14 protein-coding genes and 1 pseudogene are annotated in these 19,541 nt (G+C 64.1%); 5 read left to right on the top strand and 10 right to left on the bottom strand.

Annotation, left to right across the window (positions count from 1 at the left end; genetic code table 11):
* Positions 1–4: 4 nt before the first annotated feature.
* A complete protein-coding gene (locus RFN28_RS28970; RefSeq protein WP_320290560.1) occupies positions 5–1,717 on the bottom strand; it encodes an HAD family hydrolase in 1,713 nt (570 codons plus the stop codon).
* A 3-nt stretch (positions 1,718–1,720) separates the two neighbouring features.
* On the opposite strand from RFN28_RS28970, the gene RFN28_RS28965 reads away from it, so the two are divergent.
* A complete protein-coding gene (locus RFN28_RS28965; RefSeq protein WP_320290559.1) occupies positions 1,721–1,906 on the top strand; it encodes a hypothetical protein in 186 nt (61 codons plus the stop codon).
* 163 nt (positions 1,907–2,069) lie between these two features.
* The gene (locus RFN28_RS28960) at positions 2,070–2,531 is read left to right on the top strand and encodes an anthrone oxygenase family protein (protein WP_320290558.1); all 462 of its coding nucleotides are present in this window, start codon (positions 2,070–2,072) and stop codon (positions 2,529–2,531) included.
* Between the two features lie 209 nt (positions 2,532–2,740).
* Here RFN28_RS28960 and RFN28_RS28955 read toward each other — a convergent pair whose 3' ends face one another.
* On the bottom strand, positions 2,741–4,285 hold the full coding sequence (locus tag RFN28_RS28955; protein ID WP_320290557.1) for a Fic family protein: 1,545 nt from the start codon (positions 4,283–4,285) through the stop codon (positions 2,741–2,743).
* Between the two features lie 160 nt (positions 4,286–4,445).
* Between RFN28_RS28955 and RFN28_RS28950 the strand changes: the two genes are divergently transcribed.
* Entirely contained in the window at positions 4,446–4,658 is a 213-nt protein-coding gene (locus tag RFN28_RS28950; RefSeq protein ID WP_320290556.1) for a hypothetical protein, read from the top strand.
* Positions 4,659–5,312: 654 nt separating this feature from the next.
* Here the strand turns inward: RFN28_RS28950 and RFN28_RS28945 are convergent.
* From RFN28_RS28945 to RFN28_RS28910, 8 genes and pseudogenes are all read right to left on the bottom strand, one after another.
* A pseudogene (locus RFN28_RS28945) lies at positions 5,313–5,700 on the bottom strand (Ros/MucR family transcriptional regulator); the annotation flags it as partial.
* A gap of 87 nt (positions 5,701–5,787) precedes the next feature.
* Entirely contained in the window at positions 5,788–7,287 is a 1,500-nt protein-coding gene (locus tag RFN28_RS28940) for an efflux transporter outer membrane subunit (RefSeq protein ID WP_320290555.1), read from the bottom strand.
* A gap of 12 nt (positions 7,288–7,299) precedes the next feature.
* A complete protein-coding gene (locus RFN28_RS28935) occupies positions 7,300–10,443 on the bottom strand; it encodes an efflux RND transporter permease subunit (protein ID WP_320290554.1) in 3,144 nt (1,047 codons plus the stop codon).
* A 4-nt stretch (positions 10,444–10,447) separates the two neighbouring features.
* Complete coding sequence (locus tag RFN28_RS28930) at positions 10,448–11,737, bottom strand: efflux RND transporter periplasmic adaptor subunit (protein ID WP_430679123.1); 1,290 nt, start codon at positions 11,735–11,737, stop codon at positions 10,448–10,450.
* On the bottom strand, positions 11,721–14,867 hold the full coding sequence (locus RFN28_RS28925) for an efflux RND transporter permease subunit (protein WP_320290552.1): 3,147 nt from the start codon (positions 14,865–14,867) through the stop codon (positions 11,721–11,723). The genes RFN28_RS28930 and RFN28_RS28925 overlap by 17 nt, the downstream gene beginning before the upstream one ends.
* The gene (locus tag RFN28_RS28920) at positions 14,864–16,003 is read right to left on the bottom strand and encodes an efflux RND transporter periplasmic adaptor subunit (protein WP_320290551.1); all 1,140 of its coding nucleotides are present in this window, start codon (positions 16,001–16,003) and stop codon (positions 14,864–14,866) included. The genes RFN28_RS28925 and RFN28_RS28920 overlap by 4 nt, the downstream gene beginning before the upstream one ends.
* Entirely contained in the window at positions 15,996–16,199 is a 204-nt protein-coding gene (locus tag RFN28_RS28915) for a hypothetical protein (RefSeq protein ID WP_320290550.1), read from the bottom strand. The genes RFN28_RS28920 and RFN28_RS28915 overlap by 8 nt, the downstream gene beginning before the upstream one ends.
* A 52-nt stretch (positions 16,200–16,251) precedes the next feature.
* A complete protein-coding gene (locus tag RFN28_RS28910; protein WP_320290549.1) occupies positions 16,252–16,950 on the bottom strand; it encodes a hypothetical protein in 699 nt (232 codons plus the stop codon).
* Between the two features lie 212 nt (positions 16,951–17,162).
* Between RFN28_RS28910 and RFN28_RS28905 the strand changes: the two genes are divergently transcribed.
* On the top strand, positions 17,163–17,888 hold the full coding sequence (locus RFN28_RS28905; RefSeq protein ID WP_320290548.1) for a response regulator: 726 nt from the start codon (positions 17,163–17,165) through the stop codon (positions 17,886–17,888).
* A complete protein-coding gene (locus RFN28_RS28900; RefSeq protein ID WP_320290547.1) occupies positions 17,885–19,129 on the top strand; it encodes an ATP-binding protein in 1,245 nt (414 codons plus the stop codon). The genes RFN28_RS28905 and RFN28_RS28900 overlap by 4 nt, the downstream gene beginning before the upstream one ends.
* Positions 19,130–19,541 lie beyond the last annotated feature (412 nt).

Here is a 19,541-nt window from a genome sequence, read left to right as displayed (position 1 = left end):
GCCGCTACTTCTCCGGAGCCGTGGCCGGTGCCGTATAGCGGCGGCGCACGGCTTCCAGCACGCGCTTGCGGCTTTCCTCGGGCGATAGACGCTTGTCTTTCTCGGCCTCTGCCGTCTCGCGCGCCAGGTCCTTGTCCCTGATCTGCTGGCGGAACCATTTCGAATAGTCGCCCGCGCGCAGGTGGTATTCCCAAGTCTTGTCGTCGACGCCTTCCGCCATCCGGGCGAAGATGATCAGGTTGTGAGCCCTGAGCTTCATCGCCTTCTTCGGCCCCGTGAAATAGAAGCTGCCCGCCTCATCGAGCTCGCCTTCGGCATATTTGCGGCTGTGTCGTTTCAGCGATTGGTTGGGCTCGACCGGCTTGACGGTAAAAGGCTTCTTGTCGTCGCGCGGCCGCCACAGCAGCACGCGGTTGCCCTCCGGTGTGGGAATGTCCTTGGGCACCTTCAGATCGGTCTCCTTGCAGAAGGTCTTGATGACGTCCTTCGCCTTCGGGCCAAGCGCGATCACCGCGGTGACCAGGCGCAGGACACCCGTCGAGATCGCTTCCGGATGCACGGTAATCAGCACCGTGCCGGGCAGCTCGAGTGAAAGCACCGCGCGCGTGTCCTCGCGCTTCTTAGGCAGGAGATGGTGCGCCTCGTCGATGATTAGCCAGTGCGGCCTTGCTGTGCGGTAGCGGACGCTGCCGAGGCCGGGCAGCAATTCGGCAAAGAAGTCGGGCCGCTCGTCGACCTTCAGCGCCAGTCCGTTGACCACCACATTGGTGCCCTGCTTGTCGACCAGCTCTAACAGCTGGTCCTTGCCCGGCGCGCTCGAAACATTGCCGAGGGGCACCGCGCCCCGCAGCCCGTCATAGTCGCCTTCCGGATCGAAGATGCAAAACTGCAATTCTTTTTCGACGAGCCGCTCGGTCAGCGCCGTGGCCAATGTCGACTTGCCGATGCCGGAACTTCCAGCGATCAGGACCGTCTCGACCGGTGACAGATAGACGTTTTTGTCGCGGGCGGTTCCAAGCAGGACACCGCGCGAGCGCTTACCGACGATCAGATGGTCAAGCTTGATGAGCTTCTGGATCAGCTCCTCGACCCCCTTGCCGCGCGCGCCTTTGGTGACGAGGTCGGCGGTCTCCTTCACTGCCGGCAAGGCATTGGCGACGGCGGCGCTCAAGCCCGCGGCCCTGAGGAAGGCGTGGTCGTTTTCGGCATCGCCGACGGCCACAACATTGGTCGGCGACAGCCTGAGATCCGCAAGCGCGGCCGCGAGCCCCGTCGCCTTGTTGGTGCCAGATGGCAGGATCATCACCGCGCCTTTGTTGAAGACGATTTCGAGCTCCAGCCCGAGCTTCTTGATGACATCGAGCACCGTGGCCTGGTGCGGTTCCCAGGTGGCGACGATCGAGCGGCCGACCGACAGTGGCTTGACGCCGCGCTTCTTCAGTCGGTCGACGAGATCGGCGGAAGGGGAGGGCGAAAGCGTGCGCTCTTCTTCGCTCGCCGGCGTGTAGATCAGCGCGCCGTTTTCGGCGACGACCTTGTCGAACATGCCGATCTCGCGGAACGCCTCCTTGAGGTCGGGCAATTCGCGGCCGGTGACCAGGATAAGCTTGCGGCCGGACCTCTTCAGCTTCTCCAGTGCCGCGAGCGTGCTTGCCGAAACCAGGCCGTTATGCGCCAGCGTGCCATCGTAGTCGGTGGCCAAGGCCATGAAATACATCGGGTGATCCTCTCCGCCGGCGCTCGCTCGCTCCGTCTGGAACGAACAACGCCTGTCGGCGCAAAAGGTTTAGACCGGTTGGATCACCGGTTCTTCTCCGCCGCCCTGATCCTGATGTTCACCGCGTTGCTCTACACCCTTGCAGCGAGGTTCCTAGTCCCGAAGCAGATCGCCACGCGGCGCAATTGAAACGCACATCGATGGAACCCCGGTTGGGACGGTGACGTTCGCTCTGGAGCGTCGCTCGAAATCATCGAAACTGCTTTTTGCCGAGCAGGCAGGCCGGAACCGGAGGCCTCATCCGATGTATGTTTTCCTGGAAGTCCTGACCGTCATCCTCGTGGCGAGCGCGATGGCCATGGCGCTCGCCCATGCGCTGGAGTTGCCGGGCAAATTGCGGCTTGGCAGGCAAGAGTATTTTGTCGTCCAGCGGATCTACTATCCGGGCTTCACGATCGGAGGCGGTGTCGCCGAGGTCGGCGGGATCGTCGCGACGTTTGCGTTGATGCTGACGTCGGGCGATCCTGTCCAATTCCGACTGAGCGCCGGCGCGCTGGCTGCGCTCCTCGGCATGCAGCTCGTTTTCTGGTTCATGACCCAGCCGATCAACAAGCACTGGCTGCAAGAGGTGGAATTGAACGCGCCGGCGAAGCGCTTCTTCGCGACCGAGGGCCGCGCCGGGACCGCACTCCCGCAAACCGATGACTGGACTGCGCTTCGTAACCGGTGGGAACTCTCGCATGTTGCCCGCGCTGCGTTGGCGACGCTGAGCCTGATCCTGCTGACCACGGCAATCGCCATCCAAGGCGCCTGATCGCGACGAGGCAGGGTTGGAGATGCCGTCCATAAGCAGTCGTTAAAACACAAAGTTGACGCTGGACGCGGCCAGCTGGGGACGTGTCAAACGCTGCCGGGAAGGAGCGTCTGACACAGGCTGACGCTGCTGTTCTGTGCCGCGGATCAAGACCGTTCTTTTTGCGGTATTCCATCCATTCGGGATAATTGATGGCGTTCGCCCCCGCGTCAGCCATTGCCGAAAACCTCGCGATAGATCGTCTCGATATGTTCCGCTTCCGCATCCGTCAGCGCGGCGAATTCCCGTTCGCGGGCGCGATTCGAGAGACGGCCGCCATTCTGCTGCAGGAAGCGGAAGAGCAGATCGGTCAGCCGTTCGGGCATGTCGATGAAGGCGTCAACTTGCTGCCGGAACTGGTCGTAGCGCTGCCGGAAGGCAGTCTCGTCGGGAAGATCCCGCTCAATGGTTCTGCGCACGCAGGCGTAGAGGAACTCGGCATGAGGCGTTGCGTCGAAAAAGCGGTAGAAATCGCCGGTGTCGTTCAGGACCCGCACGTTGAATTGCGGTGTCGGTTCCCATTCGATCAGCGGCAGCAGGCGTTGCGAATAGCTCTCGAGCACCCGCCGGTACTCATCGATCTCATCCAGGATGGCGGTCGAGACCGGGAATACCACGCCGGGCGGGTTGAAGCCGCGCATGGCAAGGACGTGGTGTATCAGGTAGCGGTGAATGCGTCCATTCCCATCCTCGAAGGGATGAATGTAGACGAAACCGAAAGCGAGGACCGCAGCGGCAATGACAGCATCCAGACCTTGCGCCGGGCCGCGGTCGAACCCGACCATGCCGTCAATGAGTGAGGGCAGGTCTTCGTGTCGGGCGCTGATGTGATCGGGCAGCGGGATGCGATTGTCGCGGTCGTGCTCACCGACGAAGCCGCCCTCCTGCCGGAAGCCGAGTCTCACGAAACGGCCATCGCCAAGCACGATCCGTTGCAGGCGCAGCAGTTCATCGCGATCGATCGGCTGGCGGCCGGCTTCGCCGATGGCGCGGCCCCAGCGCTGCATGCGGTCATGCGGCGGACGCTCGCCTTCGATCGCGTAGCTTGACCGCGAGTCCTTGAGCAGGAGGAAGGCGGCGGTTCGCGCGAGAACGTCGCGCGGCACGTCGGCGACGATTGCCTGCGCGCGCTGCGGCAGGTCCATGCCGATGAATTCGTCAAGAGCCCTGGTCCGAAAGACCAGCGGGCAGAATTCCGGCGTGCCGGGCAAATTGTCCTTCACGCGGTAGCGCGAGGCCGTCGTCTCCGGCGCCGCCCATTGCAGCTCGGGATCGACCACCGGAACGTAGCGTCCGGCGTCCGCGTCGGGCAGATCAAGGCGGATTCCGGTGAGCCACTCGAACAGGAACCAGATGCGGCGGGCGTAGCTGCCGGTCGGGCTTGCGCGCACGAGCGCTTCGATCGGCGCGGGACCGGTCGCCTGAAACAGCCGCTTGAGGATGGCAAGGTCGAGCCCTTCATACTTAAGGGCGAAGGTCAGGTGGCCTTCTAGAGTAGGATGCGGCGCATGGCGCAGCGTCATAATGCGCCAGCCGTCCCGCTCGGTGATCCGGTGATGTTCGCCGGTGGCGAAAAGCGTGCGCGGCAACGGGACGGCGAGCCCGTAAGCCCCGATCAGGGCGCTATAGCCGGCAGGCGTCGCGGTTTCAGGAAGGCGTACTTCCTGAAAAACAGTTACTGGCCCTGAAAATTGATGCTGCGGTAGGGCAGCCATGAAAACCGTTCCTTACCTGCGAACTTTGATCTGAACTCTGAACTCTTGGAATCTCTGAAAAATAATCCTAGTACATGAAAATTGATTCAAACAAGGTAATCGTCGCGAAAATTGATTCCAATATCCTTGGCCGCTTGGCCGTCGCATGGGCGACATGTATTTGGACAAACTCGATGGGCGCATCGACAACGCCTTCTACGGTCGAATGTCAGCGCAATGGCGGGTCGAACAGACGCGTCTCTTGCGTGAGATCGAACGCCACGGTGAAGCGGAAGAATCCTACATGGAGGACGGCGTTCGGCTTCTGGAACTGGCCCGCAACGCCAGCCATTTGTTTGCTCGGCGGGCTCCTGGCGAGAAAAAAGACTTCTGAAGCTGGTGCTATCGAACTGCGAATGGCATCAGGGCGAAGTTCGTGCAGCCTTCAGGCAACCTTTTGATTTACTTGCAGAAACAGCGACGGCTGCTGCGTTGCAAGAAGCTCGAGGAACCAAGTTATCCACAGGGCATCCAGTTTGGCTGGGGTTCCTGGAAGCTTTTCGAACTTTCTGGGTCGCGCCACCAGCCCGAACTACGTGGGTTGATGGGACAAATTGGGGCGTAGATTCGGCAGGAACATCGGCTTTCTGACGCATGCCTCCTCTCGGAGCGTCCGCACGAAGTCGCTATATTCCTAGTGCGGCTGAACGGTGGCTATGCGTCTCACATTCGTTCGAGCCAACTTTACTTGCTCCTGAGAACCGCCACTCGCTCACCTGCCGGTGACGGCTGACCGTCGCCTCGAGCGATACCGACAATCCCAAGACAAGCGGCGCGGACGCGGCGTCATAACGGCGGCCATCGTCGAAGCGGACCAAGTTGCCCAGGCGGCGAAGCCGATCTTTACCGTCGCCTGCGACACCAACCGCGCCGCGGTGTTTAAGCACCATCCGCGATTTTTCCAGACCGCGCCCAGCGGAAAATTACGTGCCCCACATCCTCGGTGCAAAGCGACGACTGACACGAAGCGGAATTTACTTCCTGGTCGTCACAATCTCTCCGCCACACCCATTTTACGGTCCTCATATTTTGCTCGCCGCGTTCTTTTCGCCTCCTGCGGCTTTAGGCGAAATCTCTTTGCCAGGATCGCGCGATGCCGCGTAATTTGGAGCTACCATCGCATAGTCAAAGGGCAGGCCCCATCTTGCGCGATACTCGTCCGGTGACAGGCCGTAGCTCACGCGCAGGTGGCGCTTCAGGGATTTGAACTTTTTGCCGCTCTCTAGCGAAATGATGAAATCCGGCGTAACGGATTTCTTGATTGGAACCGCTGGCTTCAACGGCTCCATCCTAGCTTTCGCCTGATGGTCGGATCGCAGCAAATCGAAAGACTGGTAGATCTGGTGGATCACGACTGGCAGTTCGCCTGCCGGAACAAACCACGTCTGCCATGACTTTCAAAATGGCATCTTTCGAGCCGTTGTCGGTCATTTCTCTCTCCTCTGATTGACCGTGCATCTTGTTCACTGCGCCACGGCTCTCGACGCGAAGCGTGGCCCAGTCGTGACGTCTATGATCTCGGGTGTCGTGCTGTCGACGACGCCGTCCCAGCCGCCGCCGAGCGCCTTGTTCAATGCTATATAGTCGGTGGCGATCGACACTCGGCTTTGGAGCAGAGTGTCATCGGCTGAGTAGGCCGATCGCTCGGCATCCAGCACATCGAGAAGGCTCGTCTCGCCCGCCTTGTAGAGCGTCCTTTCCAGCCGCGCGGCTTCGCCATAGGATTTCGCGGAAGAGGCGAGCCTGCCGTTTCTGATGCGCTCCTGCGATAGTGAAACCGTGGAGTTCTCCACGTCTTCCAGCGCGGTCAGCACGGCGGCCTTGTATGCAATGAAGTACTGGTCGCGCTGGGCTTTGGCGACGTCGACAGCCGCCCGCAACTGGCCGCCGTTAAACAGCGGCACGCTGAGCGACGGACCGAACGACCAGCCGATGGTGGAGTTCTTGCCGAGATCGCCGAGCTTGAGGGATGTGGTGCTGATGTCGCCGGTCAGGCTGACGCTCGGATAGCGCGCCGCCTCGGCCTGGCCGATCTTGGCGGTGGACTGCGCATACTGCCGCTCAGCCATGCGCACGTCCGGACGGGTGAGCAGGATGTCGGCCGGGATGCCGGTCGGGATCGGCAGGCGGGGCGCTGGGATCGGCTTGGCGCGCTTCAGCCGCTCGGTAAGGGCCGCCGGCGGCCGGCCAGTCAGCACCGAAAGCCGGTGCACGGCTTCGGCGTAGCTTGCTTCCAGCGTCGGAATCTCCGCTTCCGTGCTGCTTGCCTGTCCCATGGCCTTGGCGACATCTGCCGCCGTCGCGGTGCCGGCCAGGGCCATCGTGCGGGTAAGCTCGGCGGTCTGCCTTTGTGACGCAGCCGAGCGCCGCGCCAGCGCGATGCGGGTCTGATAGCCGCGCGCCTGGATATAGTTGGAGGCGACATCGCCGACCAAGGTCAGTAGGGTCGAGCGCAGGCTTTCCTCGGAAGCGTCCAAGCCGTAGCTGGCGGCCTCGACGCTGCGGCGGTTGGCGCCGAAGAGGTCGAGTTCCCAGCTGGCATCGAAGCCTGCCTCGTACTGGTCATAAGTTGTGCTGGTTGCCGTGCCCGAGCTGGTTGCTGCGGTCCTATTGCGGGTGGCCGAGGCCGAACCCTCGGCGGATGGTAGCAACTTGCCCACCGACTGGCGGTAGCTTGCCCGCGCCTCGCGGATTTTGGCCTTGGCGGTCGCGACATCGAGATTGCCGGCGACCGCTTCCTCCACGAGCGCGTTCAACTCGGGATCGCGCAGGCGCTGCCACCATTGCGACAGCTGCGCCGGCTTAGCCGGCTTCACCGCCTTCTGCCCGCTCCAACTCGCCGGCATAGCCAGGAGAGGCTTCTGGTAATCCGGACCGACGACGCATCCCGAGAGCAGGGCAGCGGCAAACGCGGGCAAAAGAAGCCCCTTCGCGGTCGCGAGACCGCGTTCAAAACCTGGCATGGAAAGAAACCTCTATTCTTGAGTGGCTGTGGCTGGGGTCCCGTCCGAATTCTCGTTGGCTGCCTTGCCCTTGAAGATGCGGCGCACCGTGACGAAGAGAAGCGGCACCAGGAAGACGCCGAGCACGGTCGCCGCGATCATGCCGCCCATCACGCCGATGCCGACCGAGTTCTGCGCGCCCGAGCCCGCGCCGCTGGCGATCGCAAGCGGCGTGACGCCGAGAATGAAGGCCAGCGACGTCATCAGGATGGGCCGCAGGCGTTGCCGTGCCGCGTCGAGTGTCGCCTCGACCAGGCCCATGCCTGCCGCCTGCCGCTCAATGGCGAACTCGACGATGAGGATGGCGTTCTTGGAGGCAAGGCCGATCGTGGTGAGCAGGCCGACCTTGAAATAGACGTCGTTGGTCTGGCCGAAGAGGGTGGCCGCCGCCAGCGCGCCGAAGATGCCGATCGGCACCGACAGCATCACCGCGAACGGGATCGACCAGCTTTCGTAGAGCGCTGCCAGGCACAGGAACACGACCAGCGCCGAAATCGCGTAGAGCGACATCGCCTGGTTGCCGGAAAGCTTCTCCTGATGCGACAGCCCGGTCCATTCATGCGAATATCCGGCGGGCAGTTGCGCGACCAGCCTGTCGATCTCGTCCATCGCCGCGCCGGAGCTTTGGCCGGCGGCCGCGGCGCCCTGGATCTCGACCGCCGCCGAGCCGTTGTAGCGTTCGAGGCGGGGCGATCCATAGGTCCAGTGGCTCGAGGCGAAGGCCGAGAACGGCACCATGGCGCCGCCGGAGTTGCGGACCTGCCATTTGTCGAGATCTTCCGGCTGCATGCGGAAATCCGCGTCCGACTGCAGATAGACCGGCTTCACCCGTCCCCGATCGATAAAGTCGTTGACGTAGTCCCTGCCCCAGGCGCTCGACAGCGTGTTGTTGATGTCGGCGAGGCTGATGCCCAGCGCGCTGGCCTTTTCCTGGTCGATATCGACCGAGAATTGCGGCTGATCCTCCTGGCCGTTGGGACGGGTGTTGGCGAGCAGCTTGCTCTTTGCGGCGACACCCAGAAGCTGGTTGCGCGTCTGGATCAGTGCATCGTGGCCGGCGCCATTGACATCCTGCAGGTAGAAATCGAAGCCGTTGGTGTTGCCGAAACCCTGGATGGCGGGCGGGGCGAGCGCGAACACCTGCGCGTCCCTGATCTTGGAGAAGGCGCCTATGGCGCGGCCGGCGACCGCCGACGCGGAAAGAGCCGGCGTTTTGCGCTGGTCGAAATCCTTCATCCGCACGAAGGCGATGCCGACATTCTGCCCGGCGCCGCCGAAGCCGAAGCCGGAAGCCGTGAACACGCCTTCGACCGCGTCTTTCTCTTCGTTGAGATAGTGGTCGGTCACCTGGGCGAGCACGCGCTCGGTTCGATCCTGCGTCGCGCCGGAGGGCAGCGAGGCGCTGGTGATCAGGATGCCCTGGTCCTCGTCCGGCAGGAACGAGCTCGGCAGGCGGGCGAACATCCAGCCCATGGCGATGACGATGGCCAGGAACACGGCGAGGAAGCGCCAGGAGCGGTTGATGATGCCACGCGAGCCTTCGCGATAGGCGATCGTGCCGCGGTCGAAGAGGCGGTTGAACCAGCCGAAGGGCCCCCTCTGCGTCGCGTGGTCCTTGGCAGGGCGCAGGATCGTGGCGCAAAGCGCCGGCGTCAGCACAAGCGCGACCAGCACCGAGAGCACCATGGCCGAGACGATGGTGACGGAGAACTGCCGGTAGATGATGCCGGTCGAGCCACCGAAAAAGGCCATCGGCACGAACACGGCCGACAGCACGGTGGCGATGCCGATCAGCGCGCCGGTGATTTCGTTCATCGATTTGCGCGTTGCTTCTTTCGGCGGCAGGCCTTCTTCCTGCATGACGCGCTCGACATTCTCGACCACGACGATGGCGTCGTCGACGAGCAGGCCGATCGCCAGAACCATGGCGAACATGGTGAGCGTGTTGATCGAATAGCCGAAGAAGGAGAGCACGCCGAAGGTGCCGAGCAGCACCACCGGCACGGCGATCGTCGGGATGATGGTGGGCCGCAGGTTCTGCAGGAAAAGCAGCATCACCAGGAACACCAGCACGATCGCTTCGGCCAGCGTCTTCACCACTTCCTCGATCGACAGGCGCACGAAAGGCGAGGTGTCGTAGGGGTAGACGACCTCGACGCCTTGCGGGAAGGTCGAGCTCAGGCGGTTGATGGTCGCGCGCACTGCTTCTGCGGTGTTGAGGGCATTGGCGCCGGTCGCCAGGCTGACGGCGACGCCCGCGGCCGGCTTGCCGTTGTAGTGGGCTTGGGTGGTGTAGCTTTCGGCGCCGATCTCGACCTTGGCGACATCGTTCAGCCGCACCAGCGAGCCGTCGGTGTTGCTTTTCAGAATGATGTTGCGGAACTGCTCGGCGGTCTGCAGCCGGCTCCTGGCCGTCACCGTGCCGTTGAGCTGCTGTCCCTTGAGTGCCGGCAAAGCGCCAAGCTGTCCTGCCGACACCTGGGTGTTCTGCGCCTCGATCGCCGACGACACGTCGCTCGGCATCAGCGCATATTTGGAGAGCTTGTCCGGGTCGAGCCAGATGCGCATGGCATAGCCGGAGCCGAAAAGCTGCGTCGAGCCGACGCCTTCGACACGCTTCAGCGTGTCGTTGACGGTTGAGTCGACATAGTCCGCGAGGTCGGTCGAGTTCATCTTGCCGTCGCTGGAGACGAAGCCGATGACCATCAGGAAGCCGGTCGAGGATTTGGAGACGGTGATGCCTTTGTTCTGGACGACCTGCGGCAGCTGCGACTGCACGAGCTGCAGCTTGTTCTGCGTCTGCACCTGGGCGGTGTCCGCGTTGGCGCCGCTGGTGAAGGTCAGAGTGATCGAGGCCGAACCCGTCGAGGTCGAGGTCGCCGTCATGTAGTCGAGATTGTCGATGCCGGTCATGCCCTGCTCGATGACCTTGGTCACGGAGTTCTCGACGGTCTGGGCGTCGGCGCCGGGGTAGGTGGCGCTGATGTTGACGGTGGTGGGAGCGATCTGCGGGTATTGCGAGATCGGCAGCGATCGGAGCGCCAGTAGGCCGCCCAGCATGATCACGATGGCGATCACCCAGGCGAAGATCGGCCGGTTGATGAAGAATCCCGACATCGCTTCAGTTCCCGGTTGCGCCAGAAGCGGGCTGCTTGGCGGCACCGGCGGCATTGCCGCCGGTGGCGGTCGCCGAAGCGGAGCTCTGCTCGCGGTCCTTGATCTCGCCGGTTGTCGGATCGATCGTCACTTCGACCGGCGTCGCGTCCGCTCCGGCCTTCACGAGTTGCGTGCCTTCGACGATGATACGCTCGCCATCGTTGATGCCGGAATCGACCAGCCAGTCGTTACCAACGCTGTTGCGCACACTGAGAATGCGTTGTTCAACTTTGCCGTCGGCATTAACGACCATGGCAGTTGGCTCGCCCTTGGTATTGCGGCTGACCCCGCGCTGCGGCACCAGATAGCTGTTCGGTGCCACCGCCGCCTCGACGATTGCGCGCACATACATGCCTGGCAGCAGCAGCCGGTCGGGATTGGGGAACTGGGCCCTCAGCGCGAACGTGCCAGTGGTCTCGCTGACATTGGCCTCGGCGAATTCCATCTTGCCGGTCTGCGAATAGATGGTGCCGTTCTCGAGCTTCAGCTTCACGCTGACACCTTCGCCGTTGAACTTCAGCCGCCCCTCGGCAATTGCTTGGCGCAGGTCGAGAAGGTTGGTGCTCGATTCCGTGACGTCGATGTTGATCGGATCGAGCGTGCGTATGGTGGTGAGGGCATCGGTCTGGTTTGCCGTCACAAGGGCTCCAGGCGTCAGCGAGGACTTGTCGACGCGCCCGCCGATGGGCGCGATGATCTTCGTGTAGGCCAAATTGATGCGTGCAGTCTCGACGCTTGCTTTGGCTGACGCAACCTCGGCCTTGGCCTGCGCCAGCGAGGCGGCGGCGTCATCATAATCCTGCTTGCTCACCGCATTCTGACTGATCAATCCGGCATAGCGGTCGAACTTCGCCTGCGCGCTCGGCACCGCTGCCTCGGCTTTCTGCTCGGTGGCGATCGCGCTGTCATAGGAGGCCTGGTAGCTCGCCGGACCGATCTGGTAGAGCGCATCGCCCTTGGCAACCTCGCTGCCCTCCTTGAACAGGCGCGACTGGATGATGCCGTCGACCTGAGGGCGCACCTCCGCAACGAGGGAGGCGACCGTGCGTCCCGGCAACTCAGCGGTAATCGCGACCGATTGCGGATGCACTGTGACGACCCCGACCTGCGGCCGGGCCGGTGCCCCGCCGGGAGGCGCGCTAGTCGCGCTTTGCTGAGTACAGCCTGCCAGGACCATGACGGCGCAGACCACCCCCGTCCGGGGCACAAGGGATAAACGTGCGCCAAGTGCAGATCGACTAAGTTGAATAGGCATTGTCCGGATGATTCCCTGGGGTTGCTGCTTCAGTCGACGTTTCAGCATCAGATCTTTCGACCAGCAGCTTGCCGAGATGCCTGGCAAGGAACCGCTGGATGTCGTCCATGAAGGTATAGACGACCGGCACATAGACGAGGCTGAGCACGGTGGAGGAGAGGAGCCCGCCGATGACGGCGATTGCCATCGGCGCACGCGTCTCGGCGTCGGCGCCGATGCCGAGCGCGATCGGCAGCATGCCGGCGCCCATGGCGATCGATGTCATGACGATGGGGCGAGCTCGCTTGCGGGCAGCGTCGAGCAGCGCCTCGAAGCGGCTCATGCCGTGCTCCTTCTCGGCGACGAGAGCATACTCGACGAGCAGGATCGAGTTCTTGGCCGCGATGCCCATCAGCATCAGTATGCCGATCAACGGTGAGATGCCGAGCGCCTTGCCGGTAATGAGCAGGAAACCAAGCGCGCCGCCGACCGACAGCGGCAACGCGACCAGGATGGTCACCGGCTGCACGAAGCTGCGGAAAAGCAGCACCAACGTCAGGTACATCAGGATGATGCCGGCGGCGATTGCGGTGGCGAAGCCGGAAAACAGTTCCTGCATGCGTTGTGCATCGCCGCGCGCAAGCTCATGCACGCCGGCAGGCAGGCTTTTCATCGCGGGCAGGGCGCGGATGGCTTCGGTCGCCTGGCCGAGCGTCAGGCCGGAAAGATCGGCCTCGACCGTGGCGCTGCGGCTTCTGTCGACACGGGTGATGCTGTTGGGGCCGGCGTTGAAGCCGATATCGGCGACGGCGCCGAGCGGCACCGTGCCCCTGCTGCCGGTCAGCGGCAGCATGGCGAGCTTCGCCGGATCATCAATGGCGCCGTCGGGCAAGGTGACGACGATCGACACCTGACGGTCCCCGAGATTGAATTTCGCCAGGCTGGTGTCGGTGTCGCCGATGGTGGCGATCTTCACCGTCGCGGCGATCTCGGTCGGGGTGACGCCAAGCTCGGCCGACTTGGCGCTGTCGGGCCGCACGATCAACTCCGGTTTGGTGGTGGCCGCGGTCGAGGTCGGATTGATTAGCCCTGGAACCGATTTCATCCCGTCGATCAGCGCGTTGCTCGCCCTCTCGAGGGCCGCGCCATCGTCGCCGACCAGGGTGATCGACACCTTTGCGCCGGCGAAGCCGTCGGCGCCGAACTGAATGCGGGCGCCGGGGATGTCGTTGAGCCGAGGCGAGGCCTCGGCCTCGAACTGCTGCTGGCTTATCCTCCGCTCAGCGCGCGGCTTGAGGTTGACCGTGACGGTCGCGGTGCGCACTTCGGCCGAGCTCGAGCTTTGGTTGGGACCGCCGCCCGAAGAAGCAGCCGTGCCGATCGTGGCAAATACGCTGTCGACGGCCGGCTCCTTCTCTAGCCGCCTGGTGATGTCCTGCACCACCGCCGTGGTCTGCTCGATGGTCGAGCCGGGCTGCAACTCGACCGAGATCATCGAGCGGCCGCGGTCGGCCGCCGCCATGAACTCGGTCGGCAGCCGGGTCGCCAGCAGCATCGAACCGGCGAAGAAGGCAATACCGGCCAGCCATGTGATCCAGCGGTAATCGAGCGCCTTGCGCAGCAGCCACAGATAGGTCGGCACCCAGGCAGGCGTATCGTCCTCGTCATGGCCGCCGGCGCGCACAAGATAGGCGCCCATCAGCGGGGTGAGCATGCGCGCCACCAGCAGCGAGAACAGCACCGACACGCAGACGGCGACGGCGAAGGAGAAGAAGAATTTGCCGGGAATGCCGGGCATGAAGGCGACGGGCAGGAACACGGCGACGATGGTCGCGGTGGTCGCCACCACGGCGAGGCCGATCTCGTCGGCCGCTTCGATTGCCGCCTGGTAGGCGCTGATGCCAGTCTGGCGCATATGGCGCACGATGTTCTCGATCTCGACGATGGCATCGTCGACAAGGATGCCGACGACCAGCGAAAGCGCCAGCAGCGTGATGTTGTTGAGCGAGATGTTGAAGGCCGCCATCACCGCGAAGGTCGGGATCAGCGACAGCGGCATCGCCACCGCCGACACCAGCGTCGCCCTGATGTCGCGCAGGAACAGCCAGACCACGCCGATGGCGAGCAGGGCGCCGAGCCACAAGGCTTCGAAGGCGGCGTCGTAGCTTTCCTGGACGAAGCCGGACGAGGAGGTGACTTCGGTGAACCTTGCCGCCGTCGTCTTCGCGCCCATATCGGCGATCGCGGCGCGGGCGGCCTTGACCACGTCGATCTCGCTCGAGCCGACTGATCTGTAGACATTGAAGGCGACGACCCGCCGGCCGTCGAGATAGGCGGCCTGGCGCGGCTTTTCCCAGCTGTCAACGACAGTGCCGAGGTCGGACAGCTTGACGTCGCCGGCGCCGCTCAGCGCGATGCGGGTATCGGCCAGCGCCTCGACGGTCGTGGCGCTGGCCAGCGTGCGCACCGACTGCTCCTGGCCGCCGATATTGGCGCGACCGCCCGGCTGGTTGACGTTGTTCGAGGCGAGCGTCTGGCTGACATCGCCGGCGCTGATGCCCAGCGCCGCGAGCCGGTCGGGGTCGAGCTCGACGCGGATGACGCGGTCGACGCCGCCGGAACGGGTGATCTTGGAGACGCCGTCGACGCCAAGCAGGACCTTGGCGACGTCATTGTCGATGTACCAGCTCAGCGCGTCGGGCGACATGGTCGGCGCCTCGACGACAAAGGTGAGCACCGAATTGCCGGTTGCGTTGATCTTCGCCACGACCGGCGTCTGCGCGGCGGCGGGCAGGCTGGACTGCACGCCCGACACAGCATTGCGCACATCGTTGGTGGCGGTCTCGGGATCGGTGCCGAGGGTGAACTCGACCGTGGTGACGGATGAGCCTTCGCTGATCGACGTCGAGACGTCATCGACGCCTTCGAGCGTCGCCACCGCGTTTTCGATGACGCGCGCCACCTGGACTTCCATCTCGCTCGGCGCCGCGCCCGGCTGCGCCACGGTGACGGTGACGGTCGGCAGGTCGATGTCGGGCATGTTGTTGGTGCGCAACTGCATGAAGCCGTAAACGCCGGCAACGCTGAGCGACAGGAACAGCACGATGGTCGGAACCGGATTGCGGATCGACCAGGAGGAGATGGCGTTCATTGCGCCGGCTCCGCCGTGCTCGCGGCATCGGCCGCCTTCGGCTCGTCGTCGGCGACACGCACCAGATTGCCGTCGTTGAGGAAGCCGGCGCCGGCGACGACGACGCGGTCGCCTTCCGACAAGCCGCTTTCGATGGCGACGCGGCCGTTCTGGCGCGTGCCCGTGACGACTGGACGCTCGGTGACCTTGCCGTCATCGCCGACGACGAACACAGCCGGTTTGCCGGCATGCCAGACCAAGGCCGTTTCGGCGACGGTCAGCTGCCGGGAAGCCGCCGTCTCGATCGTGACGCGGGCGAACATGCCAGGCTTGAGGCCCGAGCCTTGACCGACGGCGACATAGACGGTGCCGAGCCGGGTGGTCGAGTTGACCGTCTCGGCTATCTGGGAAACGCTGCCGGAAAAGGCGCGGCCGGATGCATCGACGATGTTCGCCGGCTGACCGGCCGAGATGGACGCCAGGTCCTTTTCAGGGACAAGCACGCCGACCTCCAGCCTGCCGTCGCGGACGATCTTCATCAGCTCGGTACCGGCCTGGACGATGGAGCCTGTCACAGCCGGCTTGCTGGATACAATGCCGTCGAACGGCGCGCGGATAATCGTCCTGTCGAGCTGGGCCTGCAGCCGCTGAGCGGCGGCCTCTGCCTGGTCGACACCGGCCTTGCCGGTCTTGACGGCGGTCGCCTTCTCCTCGGCGGTCTCCGTGCTGACGGCGTTGCTGGCGAGCAGCTTTTTGGCGCGCACGGCGGCCGATAGGGCGGAATCGAGGGTAGCCTGCGCCTGCGCGACGGCTGCCTTCTGCTCCGCGAGCTGGGCTTTGAGAAGCGAGTCGTCGAGCCGGACGATGACATCGCCGGCTTTCACGTGGTCGCCTTCCTTCACCAGCACCTCGGTCAGGCGCAGGCCGCTTTCTTCCGCGCCGATCGTCGCTTCCTGCCAGGCGGCGAGGGTGCCGGTGGCGCTGATCGACGACGTGACCGTTTCGGAGGCGACCTTCTCCACGGAAACCGTAAGTGCCGCCGCCGACACAGGTGTCTGCGTGGCGGGTACGGGCGCGGCGCGGCCGTAGGCCTTGAGCGCGGCGGCGGCGGCCACCACGACAAGCAAAGCCAGCAGAAGAAGATATCGTTTACGCAATTTTGCGGTCATCGTTTTTGACGTTGGGCGAGGCGATTGGGAGTGACAGGCGATACGCGGCGAAGCTCAGCCGAATCGCTCCCGTCAGCGCCTGGTTCGACAGGATCCGCTGGCTGGCATTAGCGCCGGGGCGGATCGTCAGGGGCGAGCCCAGGGAGGCAAGCAGCCGCAGCATCATCAGGGCTTCCCAGATCATAAATGCGTTCCATGCTTCGCAAAAAGTACCGGCCGGCCCTTGAACGGGTGGATCAGCGGACCGGCCGGCGCAGACGGTCAGAGTTGCTGGGTAGGGGTGGCTGAAGCTGTCCGTGCGGACCTCCGGGGCCGGCTGCGTCGTCCGGCGGATTGCCCCATGGACCGGGGGGCGGGCCGTGCGGCCGATCCGCCGAAGCGAGGATTTCGAGCTGTTCGGGCGTCAGCTTGGTGCGCAGCACGGCGATCGCATCCTTCAGCTTGGCGGCCGAAGCCGCGCGTTTGGTGACCTCGTCGGCCAGGCGCTCCTGGAAGGCGAAGGGATCGCGTTGCGCCTGGCCGGGGCCGCCGGGGGAACCCGGCCCGCCCGCCTCGGGACCGCCGGGAGCGCCGGGGCCACGGTCGAACCGCGGAGGCGCCAGCACCGCCTGCAGCGCGCTGGTATAGTCGCGCCAGGCATCGAGCTGCTCAGACCGGATGCCGATGCGGGTCTCGAGGGCCGAGAGCCGGGCGGCAAGCATTTCCGGCGGCGGCGGTCCCATGCGGCGGAAGCCGAAGCCTTCCGGCCCTTGCGGCCCGTGCCGCATCGGCCCAGGCGGGCGAGGCCAGGGCATCGGCCCCGGGCCCGTGTCGTCCTTCTGATTGATGGCCGGCGGCTCGTCGCCCGGTGCGGCGCCGGGATCGGGCTGAGCGGCCAGCACGGGATGGATGGCCGCGACCGAAAACAGGCCGAGCGCCAAGAGTTTGCTTCGCATGACGTGATCCTTTGCTGCATGCTTCGGATGGCTGGAGGATAGGAGGCGTCTTTTGCCGCTTCGCGTCGCGGCATTGCCGAAGGTTTCCGGAAAAAGGAGATTTGTTTCCGAATGTTTCCAACGGCTTTGCGGAAACGTTCCGTTGCAATTTTCCGTGCCGCTTGGCGGCGTCGCTCCCTATAATCAGGGACGAAAAGGCAAGCGGGCGAAGAATGCAGACACAATCCCACATCCTCGTCGTCGACGACGACCGCGAGATCAGGACGCTGCTCGGGCGCTATCTCGACGGACAGGGATTTCGTGTCTCAGTGGCGGCGGACCGGCGCGAATGCGAGCACAAGCTTGGCTCCGGCCAGTTCGACCTCATCGTGCTCGACGTCATGCTGCCTGACGGCTCCGGTCTCGACATCTGCCGGAGCCTGCGGGACCGCAAGCCGCATATCCCGGTCATCCTGCTGACCGCGCTGAAGGAGGATGTCGACCGCATCATCGGGCTGGAGCTCGGCGCCGACGACTACCTCGGCAAGCCGTTCAATCCGCGCGAGCTTACGGCTCGCATCCGGGCGGTGCTCAGGCGCTCGGCGCCGGACGAAGTCGCCCCGCCCAAGGTTCGCGTCTATCATTTCGCCGGTTACCGGCTGGAGCCGGACACGCGCAGTGTGATGAACGCCGACGGAGCCCTGATCGATCTTACCGGCGCCGAGTTCGACCTGCTGCAGGTCTTTCTCGACCGGCCGGGGCGGCTTTTGTCGCGCGACCAGCTGCTCGATCTGACGCAAGGGCGCGACCGCGAGCCACTCGACCGGTCCGTCGATGTGCTGATGAGCCGGCTGCGCCGGAAGTTCGCCGAGGCGGGCGAGGAGAACCTGTTCAAGACCGTGCGCAATGGCGGCTATCAACTGACTGCGCGCGTCGAGACGGCGGAGACCGGGGTATGACCTCGCTGCGCCGGCGGCTGATCATCCTTCTGGTCGTGTCAATTCTCGGCGTGGTCGGGCTCGCCACCTTCGTCGCCGTCAAGGTGCTCGGCGGGCCGTCGCCGGAGCTGACCATGGGGCCGCTGGCGCACCAGATACAGTACATGGTGCAACTGGCTCCCGGCCATGTGCCGGGCAGCGGCGATGCGCGGGTGCCGATCAGCGATCGTCCGGCGCCGGGTTTCGAGGACCGCAAGCACACGCGGGTGCTGAACGACATGCTGCGCCAGAACGGCCTCGATGTTTCGGCGGTCGTCAGCCGCAATGCCGGGCAACCTGGGATGGTCGCCTCGGTCGCGCTGCCCGATCATCGCTTTATGATCGTCAATGTCCCCGACTTGGGCCCGCCGCGCGATGTCTGGTATGTTTTCGCCGGCTGGATGGCGCTGATCGTGCTCGGCGCGACGCCGGTGTCGATCTATTTCACCGGCGTGCTGGTGCGGCCGCTGGAAATGCTGGAAAGCGCCGTCAGCAAGATCGGATCGGACGGAGTGCTGGCGACCTTGCCGGAAAAAGGTACGGTCGAGGTGAGGGCCACCGCCCATGCGCTCAACGAGCTGTCGGCAAGATTGAGAACGGCGATGGAAAGCCGCATGCGGCTGGTGGCCGCCGCCGGCCACGATCTCAGGACCCCAATGACCAGGATGCGGCTCCGTGCCGAGTTCCTCGAGGAGGATCGCGAGAAATGGCTGAGCGACCTCGACGAGCTCGATCGCATCGCCGACAGCGCCATCCGCCTGGTGCGCGAGGAGGTCAACCAGGACGCGGTTGAGCCGGTGGCGCTGGACACGCTGGTTCGCGATATCGAAGTCGAGATGGTCTCGCTCGGTCATGCGGTGACGATCGACCATCTCGACCATGTGTCGGTCAAAGCCGGCGCGCTTGGCTTGCGCCGGGCGCTGCGCAACCTGATCGTCAACGCCGCCACGCATGGCAAGAACTGCACGGTCTCGCTATACGGGCAAGGCAACCGAGCGGTTCTCACCATCGCCGACCGCGGCCCCGGCATTCCGCCGGACCTTTTGAACAAAGCCTTCGAGCCGTTCTTCCGGGTCGACCCGGCGCGCATGCAGTTCATTCCCGGCGCAGGACTTGGGCTGGCGATCGCCAAGGAGATCATCGAGCGTTATGGTGGGACGATCACGCTGGAGAACAGGCAGGGGGGAGGGCTGGTCCAGACAATCATCTTTTCCCGGGAGTAGAACACGAATCGTGGGTCCAGCAGCAATCCCTTGACGGGGGCTTTGGATACGTAGCCACTCCAGTCAGTGCTGGTCTTCTGCGATCGAACGGCCAAGTTCGAGTTCAGGGAAGAATATAACCAATTTCTCCTACGGTGGCGGTGGCACAACCACGGTCCTGACCCCGTTTAGCGAGCGTGCGCCCGCAATCTCTGAATCCTAGAAACTGCCTTTACTAGCTGCAAGGTATGGCTTGGCACTCGGGGGGGCCCATGCCGCAATCGCGGCATTTCATGGTCAGTAATCCTAGTGGGGCGGCTGACTAGTGGTTTCCACCTAACGGAAGAGTCCGATTTGGGATTCCCCTTTGGCGGTGTGTGTGCGAGTCTGCCGGATGCGCACAGGAATCTCGCTCACCGTTTCTTCGATTGAT

The organism is Mesorhizobium album (assembly GCF_033977205.1).
Lineage (GTDB): Bacteria > Pseudomonadota > Alphaproteobacteria > Rhizobiales > Rhizobiaceae > Mesorhizobium > Mesorhizobium album.
This window is presented reverse-complemented; position numbering and strand designations above follow the sequence as displayed.

Bases quoted from the DNA above. Each gene is read 5' to 3' on its own strand.
- RFN28_RS28970 (WP_320290560.1), bottom strand. From the start codon at position 1,717: ATGTATTTCATGGCCTTGGCCACCGACTACGATGGCACGCTGGCGCAT.
- RFN28_RS28960 (WP_320290558.1), top strand. From the start codon at position 2,070: ATGGCCATGGCGCTCGCCCATGCGCTGGAGTTGCCGGGCAAATTGCGG.
- RFN28_RS28955 (WP_320290557.1), bottom strand. From the start codon at position 4,285: ATGGCTGCCCTACCGCAGCATCAATTTTCAGGGCCAGTAACTGTTTTT.
- RFN28_RS28940 (WP_320290555.1), bottom strand. From the start codon at position 7,287: ATGCCAGGTTTTGAACGCGGTCTCGCGACCGCGAAGGGGCTTCTTTTG.
- RFN28_RS28935 (WP_320290554.1), bottom strand. From the start codon at position 10,443: ATGTCGGGATTCTTCATCAACCGGCCGATCTTCGCCTGGGTGATCGCC.
- RFN28_RS28930 (WP_430679123.1), bottom strand. From the start codon at position 11,737: ATGCCTATTCAACTTAGTCGATCTGCACTTGGCGCACGTTTATCCCTT.
- RFN28_RS28925 (WP_320290552.1), bottom strand. From the start codon at position 14,867: ATGAACGCCATCTCCTCCTGGTCGATCCGCAATCCGGTTCCGACCATC.
- RFN28_RS28915 (WP_320290550.1), bottom strand. From the start codon at position 16,199: ATGATCTGGGAAGCCCTGATGATGCTGCGGCTGCTTGCCTCCCTGGGC.
- RFN28_RS28910 (WP_320290549.1), bottom strand. From the start codon at position 16,950: ATGCGAAGCAAACTCTTGGCGCTCGGCCTGTTTTCGGTCGCGGCCATC.
- RFN28_RS28905 (WP_320290548.1), top strand. From the start codon at position 17,163: ATGCAGACACAATCCCACATCCTCGTCGTCGACGACGACCGCGAGATC.
- RFN28_RS28900 (WP_320290547.1), top strand. From the start codon at position 17,885: ATGACCTCGCTGCGCCGGCGGCTGATCATCCTTCTGGTCGTGTCAATT.